At 58.7% G+C, this 15311-nt stretch carries 17 protein-coding genes; 7 read left to right on the top strand and 10 right to left on the bottom strand.

Features of this window, described 5'->3' with window-relative positions; all coding sequences use genetic code 11:
* Nucleotides 1-58 precede the first annotated feature (58 nt).
* From AC07OV_RS09325 to AC07OV_RS09310, 4 genes are read right to left on the bottom strand one after another with little or no spacing between them, the layout of a single operon-like run.
* On the bottom strand, nt 59-670 hold the full coding sequence (locus AC07OV_RS09325; RefSeq protein WP_495092094.1) for a hypothetical protein: 612 nt from the start codon (nt 668-670) through the stop codon (nt 59-61).
* A complete protein-coding gene (locus tag AC07OV_RS09320) occupies nt 670-1938 on the bottom strand; it encodes a sialidase family protein (protein WP_494996620.1) in 1269 nt (422 codons plus the stop codon). Before AC07OV_RS09320 ends, AC07OV_RS09325 begins: the two co-directional genes overlap by 1 nt.
* Before the next feature lie 22 nt (nt 1939-1960).
* Complete coding sequence (locus AC07OV_RS09315; protein WP_495092093.1) at nt 1961-2506, bottom strand: cytochrome b/b6 domain-containing protein; 546 nt, start codon at nt 2504-2506, stop codon at nt 1961-1963.
* Complete coding sequence (locus AC07OV_RS09310) at nt 2506-2772, bottom strand: PepSY domain-containing protein (RefSeq protein ID WP_495092092.1); 267 nt, start codon at nt 2770-2772, stop codon at nt 2506-2508. The genes AC07OV_RS09315 and AC07OV_RS09310 overlap by 1 nt, the downstream gene beginning before the upstream one ends.
* Before the next feature lie 147 nt (nt 2773-2919).
* Between AC07OV_RS09310 and AC07OV_RS09305 the strand changes: the two genes are divergently transcribed.
* The 3 genes from AC07OV_RS09305 (at nt 2920) to AC07OV_RS09295 (ending at nt 5892) form a co-directional block, all read left to right on the top strand.
* A complete protein-coding gene (locus tag AC07OV_RS09305; protein WP_495092091.1) occupies nt 2920-3582 on the top strand; it encodes a response regulator in 663 nt (220 codons plus the stop codon).
* Nucleotides 3579-4931: an ATP-binding protein gene (locus AC07OV_RS09300; RefSeq protein WP_495092090.1), complete on the top strand. Its 1353-nt coding sequence runs from the start codon at nt 3579-3581 to the stop codon at nt 4929-4931. The genes AC07OV_RS09305 and AC07OV_RS09300 overlap by 4 nt, the downstream gene beginning before the upstream one ends.
* A 388-nt stretch (nt 4932-5319) precedes the next feature.
* Nucleotides 5320-5892 (top strand): hypothetical protein, encoded by a 573-nt coding sequence (locus tag AC07OV_RS09295; RefSeq protein WP_495092089.1) that lies wholly within the window; start codon nt 5320-5322, stop codon nt 5890-5892.
* Nucleotides 5893-6076: 184 nt separating this feature from the next.
* Here AC07OV_RS09295 and AC07OV_RS09290 read toward each other — a convergent pair whose 3' ends face one another.
* The 5 genes from AC07OV_RS09290 to AC07OV_RS09270 form a co-directional block, all read right to left on the bottom strand.
* Complete coding sequence (locus tag AC07OV_RS09290) at nt 6077-6364, bottom strand: colicin E3-like toxin immunity protein (protein WP_495092088.1); 288 nt, start codon at nt 6362-6364, stop codon at nt 6077-6079.
* A gap of 50 nt (nt 6365-6414) precedes the next feature.
* Nucleotides 6415-7038, bottom strand: a complete 624-nt coding sequence (locus tag AC07OV_RS09285) for a DUF3916 domain-containing protein (protein ID WP_495092087.1) — start codon at nt 7036-7038, stop codon at nt 6415-6417.
* A 24-nt stretch (nt 7039-7062) separates the two neighbouring features.
* The gene (locus AC07OV_RS09280) at nt 7063-7320 is read right to left on the bottom strand and encodes a colicin E3-like toxin immunity protein (RefSeq protein WP_495092086.1); all 258 of its coding nucleotides are present in this window, start codon (nt 7318-7320) and stop codon (nt 7063-7065) included.
* A 7-nt stretch (nt 7321-7327) separates the two neighbouring features.
* Nucleotides 7328-8482 carry an S-type pyocin domain-containing protein gene (locus tag AC07OV_RS09275; RefSeq protein ID WP_495092085.1) on the bottom strand — a complete coding sequence of 385 codons (1155 nt, stop codon included), beginning with the start codon at nt 8480-8482 and terminating at the stop codon, nt 7328-7330.
* A 258-nt stretch (nt 8483-8740) separates the two neighbouring features.
* Nucleotides 8741-9112: a PH domain-containing protein gene (locus AC07OV_RS09270; protein WP_176997007.1), complete on the bottom strand. Its 372-nt coding sequence runs from the start codon at nt 9110-9112 to the stop codon at nt 8741-8743.
* Between the two features lie 122 nt (nt 9113-9234).
* Between AC07OV_RS09270 and AC07OV_RS09265 the strand changes: the two genes are divergently transcribed.
* Nucleotides 9235-9870 (top strand): LysE family translocator, encoded by a 636-nt coding sequence (locus AC07OV_RS09265; protein ID WP_495092084.1) that lies wholly within the window; start codon nt 9235-9237, stop codon nt 9868-9870.
* Between the two features lie 8 nt (nt 9871-9878).
* Here AC07OV_RS09265 and AC07OV_RS09260 read toward each other — a convergent pair whose 3' ends face one another.
* Nucleotides 9879-10208 carry a hypothetical protein gene (locus tag AC07OV_RS09260; protein ID WP_495092083.1) on the bottom strand — a complete coding sequence of 110 codons (330 nt, stop codon included), beginning with the start codon at nt 10206-10208 and terminating at the stop codon, nt 9879-9881.
* Nucleotides 10209-10376: 168 nt separating this feature from the next.
* Between AC07OV_RS09260 and AC07OV_RS09255 the strand changes: the two genes are divergently transcribed.
* From AC07OV_RS09255 to AC07OV_RS09245, 3 genes are all read left to right on the top strand, one after another.
* A complete protein-coding gene (locus tag AC07OV_RS09255) occupies nt 10377-10913 on the top strand; it encodes a sigma-70 family RNA polymerase sigma factor (protein WP_176997010.1) in 537 nt (178 codons plus the stop codon).
* Nucleotides 10910-11875, top strand: coding sequence for a FecR domain-containing protein (locus tag AC07OV_RS09250; RefSeq protein ID WP_495092082.1), 966 nt, complete (start codon nt 10910-10912; stop codon nt 11873-11875). Before AC07OV_RS09255 ends, AC07OV_RS09250 begins: the two co-directional genes overlap by 4 nt.
* 90 nt (nt 11876-11965) lie before the next feature.
* The gene (locus AC07OV_RS09245; protein ID WP_495092081.1) at nt 11966-14374 is read left to right on the top strand and encodes a TonB-dependent siderophore receptor; all 2409 of its coding nucleotides are present in this window, start codon (nt 11966-11968) and stop codon (nt 14372-14374) included.
* Nucleotides 14375-15311 lie beyond the last annotated feature (937 nt).

The raw sequence follows: 15311 nt of genomic DNA, 5'->3' as shown, positions 1-15311 counted from the left end.
ATTCTTTAAATCGACGCAGTCTCAATGTGGGAGCGGGCTTGCCCGCGAAAGCGGTGTATCAGTGCCAAATGTGCTGCCTGACACACCGCATTCGCGAGCAAGCCCGCTCCCACAGTTTGAGATTCGTAAATCCAGCGATGACGCAGTAGCCCGCCAAGAGCGGGTCCACCAAATAATCCCAATAGTTTTCCGACGCCTTGAGCCGCAACGCGAACGCCAACGTACCCACCGCCAACATCCACACCGCCAACGAATGGCGCAGCCACAGCATCAACAACGCTCCCGCCGCCACCAGCACAATCATCGGCCGAGGGTTGAACCCCCAGCGATACGGGTCCACATACGTCAGCCCCAGGGTGGCCGGATACAGCAACAGGCTCAGCCCGCCAAACAGCACCAGCAGTTGCAGCTTTTGTGGGCGATGCAGCGGTTGCAATACGCCCAACCGGCACAGCGCAACCCACCCCAGCAACACCAACGTGCTGAACGCCAGGTCATCGGTAAAGCTGCGCACATACGCCGCCAGGGGCAGTTCATTCACCGGGATAACACTGAGCACCACTAACACTGGCAGTAGCCATGGGCGCCACTTTGCGGTGAGTCGAAACGTGCTCAAGAGCACAAACCCCAGCAGCACAAAACTCAAATGCGCCTGCCATAAAGCAGTCATCACAAACGCTCCGCCAGCCAGGCTTCGTTGAAGCTGACATGTTTGATAAAGGTGTTATTCCACGAGTACACCACGTGGTACATGCCGTCCGGGCTGCGGCTGAAATACGGGTACTCGTACTCAAAATCGCAGCCACGGGGTTTGCACACGCGGTAATCCAGATTGCTCAGGAAACGTTGCTCCAGCGGCAGGCGCCGGGCGCCGCTGGACGCGCGGAAGCCCTCGCCAATGATTTCCTTGTAGGCCTGGGGTGTGAACGGCTGGCCGAGCGGGTCGGGGGACTGGTCCAGTTCGACCACGGTGCGCCATTGGCTGAGCTGGGCGTCGGTGCCGTAGAGGCTGAGTTTGAAGCGGCCGTCTTGCAGGTCGTTGAGGGCGACGAGCAAACCGTCGTCCTCGGTGGCCACGGCCGCGAGCGACGAGTTGGGGTTGGCCGGCGCCAGCGGGTACGGCTCGCTCCAGGTTTGCCCGGCATCTTCGGTGCGGCTGGCGAGTACACGGTGATGGGTGTCACCGGCGTAGCGCAGCATGGCCACGGCGCGCTGGCCATCTTGGGGCACGATGGTCGGTTGCAGCGAATGTTTGCCCCGGCTGATGCGGAATTTATCGATCACTGCCCCGTCGGCGCTCAAGTACAGGTACTCGGCAAACTTGCCCATGAACTCGTGGTACACAGGCAAGCCAATCGAGCCGTCGGCATGGAACACGGGCGCGGCGCGCACCAGCGTACTGATGTTGAAGAACGGCGAGGTCACCAACTGCTTGGGGGCCGACCAGGTGGCACCCAAGTCTTCCGACACCATCAGATTGATCGCACTGGTGGCCCAGCCGCCGACCGACACCGACACGTAAAACATCCACAGGCGTTTGTCCGGCCCCAGGGCGATCACCGGGTTGCCGAGCTTGCGGATATAGCGCTGCGTGCCGTCGCGGGTACTTTCCCGCGTGGCCAGTACCTGCTCGGCGCCCCATTCGCCACTGTGCGCATCAAAGCGTGCGCTGCGCACCTGCACATCGGCGGCGCCCTCGCGGGAGCCGGCAAACCACACGGCCATCAGGTCGCCGCCAGGCAGTGCGGTGACGGATGACGCGTGCACAAAATCGGTGAGCTGCGAAGACACAAAACGACTGCTGTACTGCGGAGCCGCTGCCACCTTGGCGGTGTTCGGGCTGGCCTGTGCAAAAGGTGCCAGCATATGGGGCGGATGGCTCAGCCAGGCGGCGAGAAATACCCCCAGCAGGCTGCAGATCAATAAGGCGGAGCGCATAGGGAACCTGTCTGGAAAAGGATTACTGCACAGGCTCATCCGGCAGGCGCTTCCTGCGACCGGTGAGCATGGATAACGGCAGGTTGTCCCGCACCTGGACACTTTCAAACAGCGCCGCCAGTACATGCACACCTACCAAACCGAGCAGCACATTGGCCGCCGTTTCGTGCAGTTGCAGCGGCCAGTCGGCGCCCCACAAGGCATCGACTTCCTGCATCAGGAAGCCACTGACGCCGAGGGTCAGCAGCGCGAGCAACATCAACAGCATCACCAGGGCGCCAATTGGCGAATGGCCCAGACGATTCTGTGGCCGGCCCTTGAGCAGTGAGTGCGCGTGGGCTTTCAGGCGCGCGGGTGTCGGCCAAAAATCTGCCCAACGCGCGCTGCGTGGCCCGACAAATCCCCACACCGTCCGCACCAGCAGCCAGGCCATGGCGTAGTAGCCCAGCCAGACGTGCCAGTCATCACCGGCTTCGTTAAAGAAGTAATTGGCGATGAAGACCCCGGCGATAGACACATGAAACAGCCTCACCAGCGGGTCCCACAGGCGCAGGGATTGCTCTGGCATCAGCCCTTGATCTCAGTCTTCACTGCCTTGCCGGTGACGGGGTCGTGGTAGATCTCGACCTTGCGTTTGTCTTTGTCGAAGCCGTAGATCTCGTAGCAGTTGCCGTCGGTGACCTTGAACTTGCTGATTTCGTAACCTTGCGCCTTGAGCTTGTCCTGGAAGGCTTGCTGGTCTTGCCATTGCGAGCGCTCGGCGGTGGTGCACTGTGGGCCGGCAAGGGCCAGGGGGCTGGCGAGAATCAGGGACAGCAGGAGAATTTTGCGCATGGAAAAGCTCTCGGCGTTTGTAGGAGATTTCACAGTGCAAAACCAACCTTAGTGCAACCTTAGTTGGCAACGAGCCGTAACATCTTTAGCGGAATAGCCCACGCCAGAACCCGGCATGATGCCGCCGTTTCCTACAGAGATTTTGCTATGCGCCTACTCCTTGTCGAAGATGATCGCGCCCTCGGCCAGGGGATTCGTGTGGCGTTGGGCGCCGAAGGCTACACCCTGGATTGGTTGCAGGACGGCGTGGCCGCCCTGCATGCCCTGCGCACGGAAAACTTCGACCTGTTGCTGCTCGACCTTGGCCTGCCACGCCTCGATGGCCTGGACCTGTTGCAGCAATTGCGCGCCGAACAGCATGACCTGCCGGTGCTGATCCTCACTGCCCGCGACGGCACCGCCGAGCGCATTGCCGGGCTGGATGCGGGCGCCGATGACTACTTGATCAAGCCGTTCGATGTGGAAGAACTCAAGGCCCGCGTGCGTGCTTTGTTGCGCCGCAGCCAGGGCCGTGCGCAACCGATGCTGGAGCATGCTGGCATCAGCCTCGACCCGGCCACGCAGCAGGTGCGTTATGGGGATGAAGACGTCATCGTGACGCCGATGGAGTACCAACTGCTCCACCAGTTGATGGTGCGCCCCGGCAAAGTGGTGACCCGCGAGCGGCTGTCCCGTGCGTTGTATGGCTGGCAGGACCGGGTCGAGAGCAACACGCTGGAAGTGTTGATTCACAACCTGCGCAAAAAGTTATCCACCGAGCTGATCCGCACCGTGCGTGGCGTCGGTTATGTGTTGGTGCTCAAACCATGACCTCGGTTCGCGCGCGCATTCTGATTCCGGTGCTGGTGCTGATCTTGCTGGGGGACGCCTTGATCAGCTGGCTGGTGCTGCGCGACAGCCATCACGAAATCGAAGAAGTCTACGACGCTCAACTCGCACAAAGCGCACGTTTGCTGCAGGGTGTGCTGCGCCAGCGTGATCCTGGGGACGCTGATTGGGACCGCCTGCACCAGGCCTTTGACCAGGCCATGAGTCGCGTGGGCGAGGAGGGCGTGGCCCATCCCTATGAAACTCGCCTGACTTTCCAGGTGTGGAACAGTGCGGGTGAATTACTCGTGCGCTCGGCCGAAGCGCCGGTGCTGAAGGCGCCACCGGCGACCCTCGGTTCCCACGACCTGATGGATAACGGCAATGACTGGTGCGCCTTCCTGCTGGCGGACCCGCAGCAGGGGTTATTGATCTGGGTGGGCGAGCGCGACGACATTCGCCAGGACGTGATTCAGCGCATCATGCGCCATACCCTCTGGCCCACCCTGATTGGCGTGCCGTTGTTGACGGTATTGATCTGGCTGGTGATTGGCTGGGGGCTTGAGCCGTTGCGTGTCATGGCCCGATCGATCCGTGGCCGCACCACTGACACGCTGCAGCCGTTGCAGCTCAAACCGTTGCCCAGCGATCTGGAACCGATGCAGACGGCGCTGAATCGGGTGTTGGTGCAAATCGATGACCTGCTGGAGCGCGAGCGCCGCTTTATCGCCGATGCCGCCCACGAGCTGCGCACGCCGTTGGCCATCCTGCGTATTCATGCTCAGAACGCCCAAACGGCCGTAACAGCGGAGCAGCGGCGCGAGGCGTTGGACTTTTTGGTGAGCGGCGTGGACCGCGCAACGCGCATTGGCAGTCAGTTGCTGACCATGGCGCGCATCGAACCGCACCTGAGCAACCCGGTGCGCAGCCGTGTGCAACTGACGGAACTGGTGCGGGAAGAACTCGCGGAGCTGACGCCCCTGGCGATGGAAAAGGGCGTGGAGTTGGTGCTTGAAGGTGAGGACGCGTGCTGGTTGGAAACCGAACCGGTGGCGCTGGCGATTGCCCTGCAAAACCTGGTGACCAATGCGCTGAATTTTTCGCCGGTGGGCAGTGAAGTCAAAGTGATTATCGGCGCCGATTGCCTGAGCGTGGAAGACGCTGGGCCTGGCATTGATGAAGCGGAAATGGGGCGATTGGTGGAGCGCTTCTACAGCCGGGGCAATGCCAACGGCGCCGGGTTGGGGTTGGCGATTGTCGACATGATCGTCGGCAAGATTGGATGCCGGCTGGTGCTGCAGAATTTGGAGCAGGGCGGGTTGAGTGCGCGGTTGGTGTTTGGCGAGCGTTGAGGGTGGGAGCATTGCGGGCATTTTCGTTGCCTGATAGGCCGCTTTCGCAGCCTCGCTAAAGCTCGACACACAGGAATAGGTGCTACTGGCCGCGACGCTGATCAACTGTAGGAGCTGGCTTGCCAGCGATGGCGGTGGGCCAGTCATCCATGATGTGACAGATAGGCCCAGCTCCCACAGGAATAGGTACTGCTGGCCGCGACGCCGATCCAATGTGGGAGATGTCGAGCCCTGGCGAGGCTGCGAAGGGATCACCTCGGTAGGCCTGCCAGGCCACGACTCTTGCATCGCTGATTGCTTGAGCATCAGCCGCTTATTCGGTCCCAGCGGAACAAAATGTTTAAACTCGGGTCCAGTCTTCACTCTCATCCCCGATAAGGACATCCCCATGAAGCGCATCGCGCTGCTTTCCCTCGCCCTGGCCCTGGGCGCCTGCCAATCCAACCAACGCGACTCTTCGCCCAGCCTGCTCAAGGACGGCGTGCAATTTCGTCAGAAAACTGTAGCCGTGGATGCCGAACACGCCAAAGTCATCATGAAAGCCTACGGCGGCACCAACCCCGTCGAATTTTCCATCCGCCGCGAAGGCGACCCTGACCAACGCGTGGAAACCTTGGGTACGGTGGTGGACACCGGTGAAGGCCGTGTTTTCAACTGGATCGCCAAACTCAACCAGACAGTCGCCAGCGCCGGGTTCAAACGCTTTCCGCAGTTGGAGATCCAGGCGGACCCAGGCAAGAAACTCACCGTATTTGGTCGGGCGGGAAACATAGGCAATGGCGCTTATTACAGCTGCATACCGCCGGAGAGCACGTTCACCCCAGAGAAAGCGAAGGTGTATCTGGTGGAGTTCCAGTTCACGCCTAGTCGTTCGGCGTGTGCACAGCAGGTATTTGATATCACCGATCCGGCGAATCGGGTGTTGATGGGGGGGGAGGGGAGTGAGACGAAGGCGGGGTAAGTTGAGTTGATTGAGCGGTGGGCATTGCCCACCGTTTGCGTGGTAAAGGCCGGGCGTTGATGGCTGTGCATTGAGCTGCGCGTTCGCTCGTACCGGTAAGCGCCTTAACTCCCGTGGCGCACGCCATGGTTCGTGTGTTGACTGAGCGATAGAGGAGCGGCTTTGTGCTGTAGGTTTCATTGCATCAAGACGCCTTCTCAGGTTGCTTTGAAGGTGGTGGCCAGGCGCCTTGGTAGCGAAAGGAAATTTGGTAGTCGAGCTGATTGGGTTCAATCATGTGTTGGAAATACGGCTGGATAATCGTTATCCAGTTAGGCAGTACGTTGAATACATCGGCGTATATCGCGGTCTCCTCGCCTAGACCCAATGCTTCAAAAACACTGTCGGGATCTTCGATATCCGCTGAGTACTCAGCTGCCTTCAAGTCGCTGCTTTGCTTTTCGTACCATCGCAGTCTTATCTTCATCACCATTTTGGAAACCTCTCTCTATCGTCAGTTACGACAGTCTTGGTGATGGTGGGTTAAACGGACGGGCCGAACAGATGCGGGTGTTGCGCCTGGAAGGACCTGAAGGTTTGATACTTCCAGCGCTCTGCGCCAGGTTCTTCATCGTTCGTGCTGACTTCTCCGAAGTACCAGTGCTCTGACTCGAAGACGTTTCCTTCTTCGTCTTCATGAACAAAGTGAAAGCCAGCCTCGTGAAGCCCTGGCGGGACGGTCAGGCCCCATTCACAGGCGAGACTTCGTCCGGTGATGCGGGTTTGCCGGAAGTGTTCGTAGTCAAAGGGTTGGGTGTGGCCGAGATGGCGCGCTTTGTCGGTGTAGACACAGACTCTGCTTGAGAACATGTCCGGGACCATGATGCAGGCGACAATCCAACACTCAGGGTCATCGTCTAACCGTGCTTCAAACAGATGACCTGCAACCTTGATCAACTGTTGAGCGCAATGCGCGAGAATCTCCGGCGTGGTTTGTTTGCCTTCAACAAGATTCTCGATAACCGGGATTCTTATATTTATGTAATTGGGTTCCGACGGCAGCTCGTTGTAAAAGCAGCCTTTGAAGCCGTCAGCCCAGCGAGTCAGGGCTCGGAGGTGCCTGGGGATGTTTCGGAGTTTTTTATCTGTCAGTGACAGTCTGCGCATGAAACTGAACCCTCTACGTCTGTGTTATTCGTTTGCATCTTCGTAATCAAATGCGATGAAGTAGTCGCTTTCTGAAAGGGCGATTGCGTGAGAGAAGTGCACCTGTACCAGCGATAACCACTCGCGACGCAACTCAAACATACCGTTGTTGACGTCCTCATCTATCGATAGCCCAAGGTTGGAAATCACGGAGTAGTCGTCTCCCAAATCCGCTGAGTCCTCCGTCCCGCTTAGACACTCGGTGGTTCTATCGAACCATTCCAGTCTCACTTTTAGTCCCATGTGTTCCTCACAGATATTTTTTGATGTTTCGCTTTTTCTTCGGTCCTTTTAACTGCTCGCCTGTTATGTGATTGAACGCGCCTATATGGCTTCCATCACTTGCTAGGTAAACCTCCAATTCTCCATGTTGGGAATCCCACTCATAGATTCTCCGGCCTTTCTCCTCTATCCAGCGCTCCCTTAGGCCGGCACCTCCCTGTCTGGGAGTCATGGGTTTTGCTTTTATCAGGTTTTCAAAACCAGTTATTTGTTTAGTATTCGGCGCCTTGTGGTACTTGTGATCCCCGGCCTTAACACTCACCACCACATACAGCGGCCGAACCCCCGACTCCACCGGGAACACCAGAATAAAATCCCGATACTCCGGTGGATAAATCGGGTTTACCAGAATCTGTGCGGCCTTCTCCGTCGGCGGATAAATCCACATCACCGGCGCTTGCGGCGCAGCCTCCAGAGCCGGAATACCGAGCGTGTCGCCCCGATCAACCGCAGGCGTCCAGATCAGCTCAACACCCTCACCCAAATCCGCCACAAACCGATCGCCACGGGCTTGAAACTGCACCACATCAATCATCTGCCAATCGGCATTGTTGCCCGTGTAAAATCCATACCCCTTGAGCGTGCCATCCTCACGTTGCTCAACATGCAACCGCATCTGCGAACGCGCCCGCTGCATCGAACGCAACTGTTCTTCACTGTAAAGCGCGCTGTCCCCCAGCTCCGCTGGCCAGACCAACGCGACCAGCCCCGTCAGCAGCCCAGCAGCCACAGTGCCCGCCGCCGCGACTGCCGTCTCCAAAGCGACCGAATGTAACGCCAACTGCCCCAAGCCAACAGGCAGTGCACTGCCGCTGATCTTGCGCAGGGCAACCAGGCCCTGGCTGTCCACCTCGCGCCCACCCAACAAGCTGAAATGGCCGTAGTCCTTAACCAGCTCCAGCGGCACGTAACCTGTTGGATCGCTATAGCGAATGAGGCCGTCGGGGAGTTTGCAGGGTTTGGTGAAGGTGCAGCCGGGAGGTTTGGCGGGGGGCGGTTTTGGGGCGGGAGTGGGAATGAAAGAATCGATCAACGGCGAATAGGGCACGCGCGATGGTTGCGGGGTCAGGATGCGCTGTTTGAGCAGTTCTTTTTCGGTGGGAGGGTAAAAGCGCTCTGACATGACCGGCTCACTTCCTTGTGTGGGGGAGTGAGCCTACGAGGGGGGAGGTGAGGGTTGATATTGGCTTTGTTCGAGGCGAAGCGTGGGAAAAGTCAGCGTGTTTGTAATGGCCGAATCGTCAGGAGGCGTTCTCTTATCTGGGTATAGGGAGAGCGCAGGTCGTTTTGCCAGGGAGGCATATTAGGGGGGCGGTAGGAGATTTGATGGTGTACGGGCAGGCGCCATCGCTGGCAAGCCAGCTCCTACATTTGATGCTGTTCAGCCCAGCAGATGCTTGGAAATCAACCGCGAGATTTCCACAATCGAGGTCTTCCCGGTGAACTCAAACTTCACTTTCCCCAGCGATGAAAAGTAGATCTCCAACTCCGAGTCCAGATCAAACGTCCCAGCCGTTTCCACCGAGTACGCCACGATGTTCTTGTACGGCAGCGAGGTGAAGTCCTTCTTGCTGCCGGTGATCCCCTGCACGTTGACCGCGATGATGCGTTTGGTGGTGAAGACCACCCCGTCGCGCATGGCCTTGTAGGCGTCGACCACTTCTTCGCCGTCCAGCAGCAGCGCCGAGACGCGTTCGGCGTATTCGTTGTTTTGCTTGAGTTTGAAAAAGCCTTTGTTGTTGAAGTCGATCATATGCCTGTCCTTGTGTATGCCGTTTTGCTCACGGATCTGTATCTAACGCGGGCATTTTGAACGCCCTACCATGGCGGCCAACCTGACAACCTTGGCCAGATGTTTAAAAACGGAGCCCCATCATGCCTGAACTGTCCAGCTGGCTAGCCTACGCGCTGATCTCCCTCGGCATGGTGCTCACCCCCGGCCCGAACATGATTTACCTCATTTCACGCTCTATCTGCCAGGGGCGCACGGCTGGGTTGATTTCCCTGGGCGGCGTGGCGTTGGGGTTTCTGGTTTACATGCTGTGCGCGGCGCTGGGGATCACGGCGTTGGTGATGGCAGTGCCGTTTGCCTACGACGCCCTGCGTTTTGGCGGTGCGTTGTATCTGCTCTACATGGCCTGGCAGGCCGTGAAACCGGGAGGGCGTTCACCGTTCCAGGTGCGGGACCTGCCGCAGGACAGCCCGCGCAAGCTGTTCATGATGGGGCTGGTGACCAACCTGCTGAACCCCAAGGTGGCGGTGATGTACCTGTCGTTGCTACCCCAGTTCATCGACCCGAATGGCCATGGCAGTGTGCTGACGCAATCGTTGGTGCTGGGCTTCACGCAGATTTTGATCAGCGTGAGCGTCAACGCAATGATTGCCACCATGGCGGGTTCCATCGCGGTGTTTTTTGTCACCCGGCCGGGCTGGCAGGTGGTGCAGCGCTGGTTGATGGGGTCGGTGCTGATGGGGTTGGCGGTGCGGATGGCGGTGGAAGGGCGACGCTGAGTCGCGCTTCACAAAATGGCTTTCAGATAGTCCTTGAGGGTGTTGAGCGGGGCATTGAGTGCTTCAAGTGTTGATGCTTGGCGCACGTCCACCGCAAGCCGTTGCAGCTCGCGGCCCATCACGGTGTTGGCGCCGCCCAGGGACTTGAGTGCGAGTGTCAGGCACTCATCAACCTTGAGTTGAATAGCAGCCAGATCCCCCTGCCGCACCAACAACCCAAACACCTCGCGGTCATACCCGACCATCACTGGGTCATCACGCAAAACCGGGCTGCCGCCGTCCGTCTCGTACACCAGTTTCAGTGCAAAGAGCGCCACCGCTTCCAGCGTCAATTCCATGGTTTCGGTTCCTCGGCGTCTTTTGGGAGGGCGATGATCCCTGTTCTGAACCGGAAAAAAAAGACCTCGTACTTCAAGCCGTCCGCCGCAATGCCATCGCTTTTGCTCGTTGTAGTGGTCAGTTTTTCTCATTACCATTGGGAACAATTCTTATTCGTAGGGCTGTGTATGCCACCGCTTCCCGAGCCCGGCACCGCATCTTTGAGCATCAGCAGCCTTTATTGCGCCCATCACGGCTGGATTCAACGTTGGCTGGCGCGAAAACTCGGCAATGTCAGTGATGCCGCCGAGCTGGCTCATGATGTGTTTGTCAGGCTGTTGAGCCACCCGCGTGAGTTCGGCAGCGAAGGGCATGCGCGTGCGTACCTCAGCACCTTGTCGCGCAATGTGTGTGTGGATTTTTTCCGACGCAAGCACGTGGAGCAGGCCTGGCTTGAGGTGTTGGCGAGCCGGCCTGAAGCGTGCGCGCCTTCGGAAGAACATCGCGCATTGGTGTTGGAGGCCCTGGTGCATTTGCAGGCGATGCTTGATCGCTTGCCGGCCAAGGTGTCCGAGGCATTCTGCCTAGCCCAGATCGAGGGCTTGAGCTATCGCGAGATCGCGCTGCGGATTGGCGTGAGCGAGCGCACCGTTACCAAATACATCGGCCAAGCCATGTTCCAGTGCATGGTGCTGGAGGCTGAGTTGGACGGTGCCTTGGCATGAGCACCAACCCCGGTGGCCTCGACCATGCCACTTTGCAACAGGCCGCCGACTGGTTCGCTCGTCTGAGTGCCGAACCCAACGCCTTGCCGGTGCATGAGGCCTGGCGCCAATGGCATGCCCACAGTGAAGTCAATCGTCTGGCCTGGAGCTATGTCGCGCGTGTGGGGCAACGCTTTGCACCGTTGCAGGACGATGCCGTGGGTGCCAACAAGACGCTGGAGAGTTTGCGGCAGTCCCAGCGTTCGCGGCGCCAGGTGTTGCGCGGGCTGTCGATGGTCTTGGGCGGCACGCTACTGGGCTGGGCCGGTTGGCAGCAGCGTTGGGTGTCGGGCACCTGGCGCGCGGATTTCCATACGAACACCACGGTGCTGGGCGAGCAGCTGTTGGCCGATGGAACGCGTATTTGGCTCAACAGCGGCACGGCGTTGGATGTGAATTTCAGCGCCGGTCAGCGTGAGTTGAAACTCTACAGCGGCGAAATCCTGATCAATACCGGCAAGGACGGTCGCCCCTTCGTGGTGGATACACCGCAGGGCCGCTTGCGTCCGCTCGGCACACGCTTCAGCGTGCGTGAGCAGGATGGGCACACGCTGCTCAATGTATTTGAGGGCAGCGTGGAGGCCAGCTGCGGCGACACGGATCAACGCCGCATCATACCGGCGGGGCAGGGTGTTCTATTCGACCGTCAGCACCTGGGCGCAATGCAACGTGCGCAACCTGGGCGTGAGGCTTGGGCAAAAGGTGTGCTGATGGCGAACGATATGCGCCTGGGGGACTTTATCGGCGAACTGGCCAGCTATCGCCATGGCCATCTGGGCATCGACCCACAGGTCGCCAACCTTCGGGTGATGGGCACGTATCCCCTGCAAGACACCGATCAGGCTCTGACCATGCTTGAGCAGGTCTTGCCCGTGCGCACCGAGCGGCGCTTCGCCTGGTGGACCACGGTGGTTCCGCGCTGATTTTTTTGCATCGTGTGCTTCCGGTTTTGATTGCTCATTCGAATTAGTGAAGGACAACGGCTTGATGCCTCCTTCGACCGGAACTGTTTTATGTCCTCATTCCTGCGTAACTCACCACAACCCTTGGCGCTGGCTATTGCGTTTGCCTTGGCCATCCCCACCAGCCTGAGCATGGCGCCACGGGCGGCAGCCGCCGAGCAGTCCAGCGTGCAGACCTACGATCTGCCGGCCGGTGCCCTGGCTGACCAACTCAACCGGCTCGCCGCCCAGGCCGGCATCTACCTGGCAGGCAATGCCGCGCTCACCGCCGGCAAGACAGGCCCGGCGCTGCGCGGCAGCTACACGGTCGACCAGGCACTGCAAACGCTATTGGCTGGCAGTGAGCTTACGGTGGTGCAGACCGGCGAAGGGCGCTATCAATTGCAGCCGGGTGCAGGCGGCGCGTTGCAACTGGGCACGGTGTCGATCTCCGGCATGGCGCCGGGTTCGACCACTGAGGGCACCGGCTTGTACACCACGTATTCGTCCAGCAGTTCGACGCGGTTAAACCTGACCCAAAAAGAAACCCCGCAATCGCTCACGGTCATCACCCGTCAGCGCCTCGACGATCAGAAGCTCACCAACCTCACCGAAGTGCTGGAAGCCACGCCGGGCATCACCGTGCTGCGCGTCGGTGTAGGCGCGGAGAACGATACATACTGGTCCCGTGGTTTTCAGATCAACAACTTCGAGATCGACGGCGTACCCACCTCGGCGCGTCTGGACAACACCACGCAAAACACCGCGATGTACGACCGTGTTGAAGTGGTGCGCGGCGCCACTGGTCTGATCAGCGGCTCGGGCACGCCCTCGGCGACCATCAACCTGATCCGCAAGCGCCCGACCGCCGAGGTCCAGGCCAGCATCACGGGAGAGGCGGGCAGTTGGGACCGTTATGGCACGGGCTTTGATGTCTCCGGGCCTTTGAACGACAGCGGCAATGTTCGCGGGCGCCTGGTGGTGGACTACAAGAAACAGAACTCCTGGGTCGACCGCGTCAACACCGACTCGCAACTGGTGTACGGCATTTCCGAGTTCGACCTGAGCGACGCCACCATGCTCACGGTGGGCTTCAGCTACATTAACAACCAAGTCAACGACCCGCTGCGCACCGGGTTCCAGATGTTCTATAGCAACGGCAACCGAACAAACTTCAGCCGCTCCGCCAACAGCGCGCCGGACTGGGCCTACAACGACCGCAAGCAGACCAACGTCTTCACCTCCATCGAGCACCAGTTCGACAACGGCTGGAGCGGCAAGGTGGAAGTCAGCCATACCCAGAACCAGTTCGATGAACTGATCAACTACATGAACGGTGATATCGATCAGGACACGGGTGCTGGCGCTTACCTGTACCCCAACCGCTGGTCCGGCACACCGCGCCAGAACAATCTTGATGCCTACCTCACCGGGCCATTCAGCCTGTTCGGCCGTGAGCATGAGTTGATCGCCGGCGTCACAATGTCACGTTACAACGAAAACACCCCAAGCCACGGCGGTTGGTTCGGCTCCTGGACCGGCTACGACGGCACGGTGCCCAACATCTTCAACTGGAACGGCAGCGGGGCCAATCGCCCGGATACCACGCCGGTGGGCAAGACCCACATCGAAGAAAACCAATACGCCGCCTACCTGACTTCGCGCTTTCATGTCACCGACAACACCGCAGTCATCCTCGGCAGCCGCGTCACTAACTGGAAGCGCAACAACGAATCCAGCGTGTACGCTGACCCGACCCAAAACACCGAAAGCAAGGAAACCCGCAACGGCGTTTTCCTGCCCTACGCGGGTATCGTCTACGACCTGAGCGAAACGTGGGCGGTGTACGCCAGCTACACCAAAATCTTCAACCCGCAGGCCTATGGCGTCCACGACGAAAACAACAAAGCCCTCGACCCCCAGGAAGGCACCGGCTACGAAGTCGGGGTGAAAGGCAGCTTCAACGACGACAAACTCAACGCCAGCCTGGCGCTGTTCAAGATCGACCAGGACAACCTCGCGGTGTACGTGCGTGCGCCGGACATCTACCGTCTGGAGCAAGGCACCACTACCCAAGGCGTCGAACTGGAACTCAACGGCGAACTGAGCGAAGGCTGGCAAGCATCGGCGGGCTATGCGTACAGCGTGAGCACCAACCAGGACGATCAGCGCATTGTCACCACCAGCCCACGGCATAGCCTCAAAACCTTCACCACATACCGCCTGCCAGGTGTGCTCGACAAGATCACCGTGGGCGGTGGCGTGAACTGGCAGAGCAAGACGGGGATGGACCTGCACACGTTCGATCAGGGCAGTTATGCACTGACCAATTTGATGGCGCGGTATGACATCAGCAAGAACCTGAGTGCCACGTTGAACGTGAATAATGTGTTTGATCGCAGCTACTACGCGTATGCGGATAGCTGGAGTGTTTATGGCGCGCCGCGTAATTTTATGACGAGTTTTAAGTATACGTTTTGAATCGCACCGGATTCGCTAGACGCCTTGCAGCCCCGTTTGGCGAATGAGGTGGTGCTCAAGCGTGTGTGTAGGTCGGTGAGTTGAAGTTGTATGAGCTGGCGTCTTCGCAGGAAAGCCAGCTCCCACAGGGGGATTGCGTTTCAAGGTGGAGAGGGCGGTGAGCAGTGAATTCGCTGGCTGCCCACTTTTCTGCAGGCGAAAAAAAAGACCTTGAATTTCAAGGTCTTTTTTTAAGATGGTGCCCCGAGGGAGGCTGGAGCCTCCCATATAATCCGTAGCTTACAGATCGGTAATATGGTTAGGGATACACGGAGGGATACAAGCTGCTTGGGCCTTTGATCGTGCAATCCTAAGTTTGGTTATGAACGATCCGTAAACCCCCTCGTTCTCTGCCAGGAATTTAGCTGGTGTGGCAAGGATTGCAGCAATAGTAACAACCATTAATTTTTAGTGTGGGATTTGCTACCCGAGCGGCGCTGACTGCGCCGGTGCAGGTGAGATGATTTCCGAGTGGTACCTGATTCTCCGGCCTTGGCATGAAGCTGCAGCCAATCGTTGTGTTATGCACTTCGTAGTCGCCGTTGGCCTGTACATTTCTATTCACGACAAATGATTGCATTGGCTAGTCCTCGCTTCCGTGTGTCGGATCGGTAATGACTCAATATTTAGCAATGTGTGCTGTGTTCGCTGAGTTGCACGAAGACCAGCACGGAAGGAGGGTAGCTGGAGGATGGCAGAAAGCAATCAGTCTCCAGAATGGTGCTGGGGACCCTGGCACTATCTGAAGTACACGGGGCATGAAACCCGCGGGATCGAGTGAGTGGGAGGTGCCGGAAGTTACTGAAATTTCAATCGTTGAAATTGAAAGGATCTTGAAGAAAAAGGGCCATCGTTTCAGCTTCGGTAAAGGTGGCTATATCTGTTGCTGATAGTGAGC

It is taken from the genome of Pseudomonas sp. GW821-FHT09A09, assembly GCF_059418405.1.
This window is presented reverse-complemented; position numbering and strand designations above follow the sequence as displayed.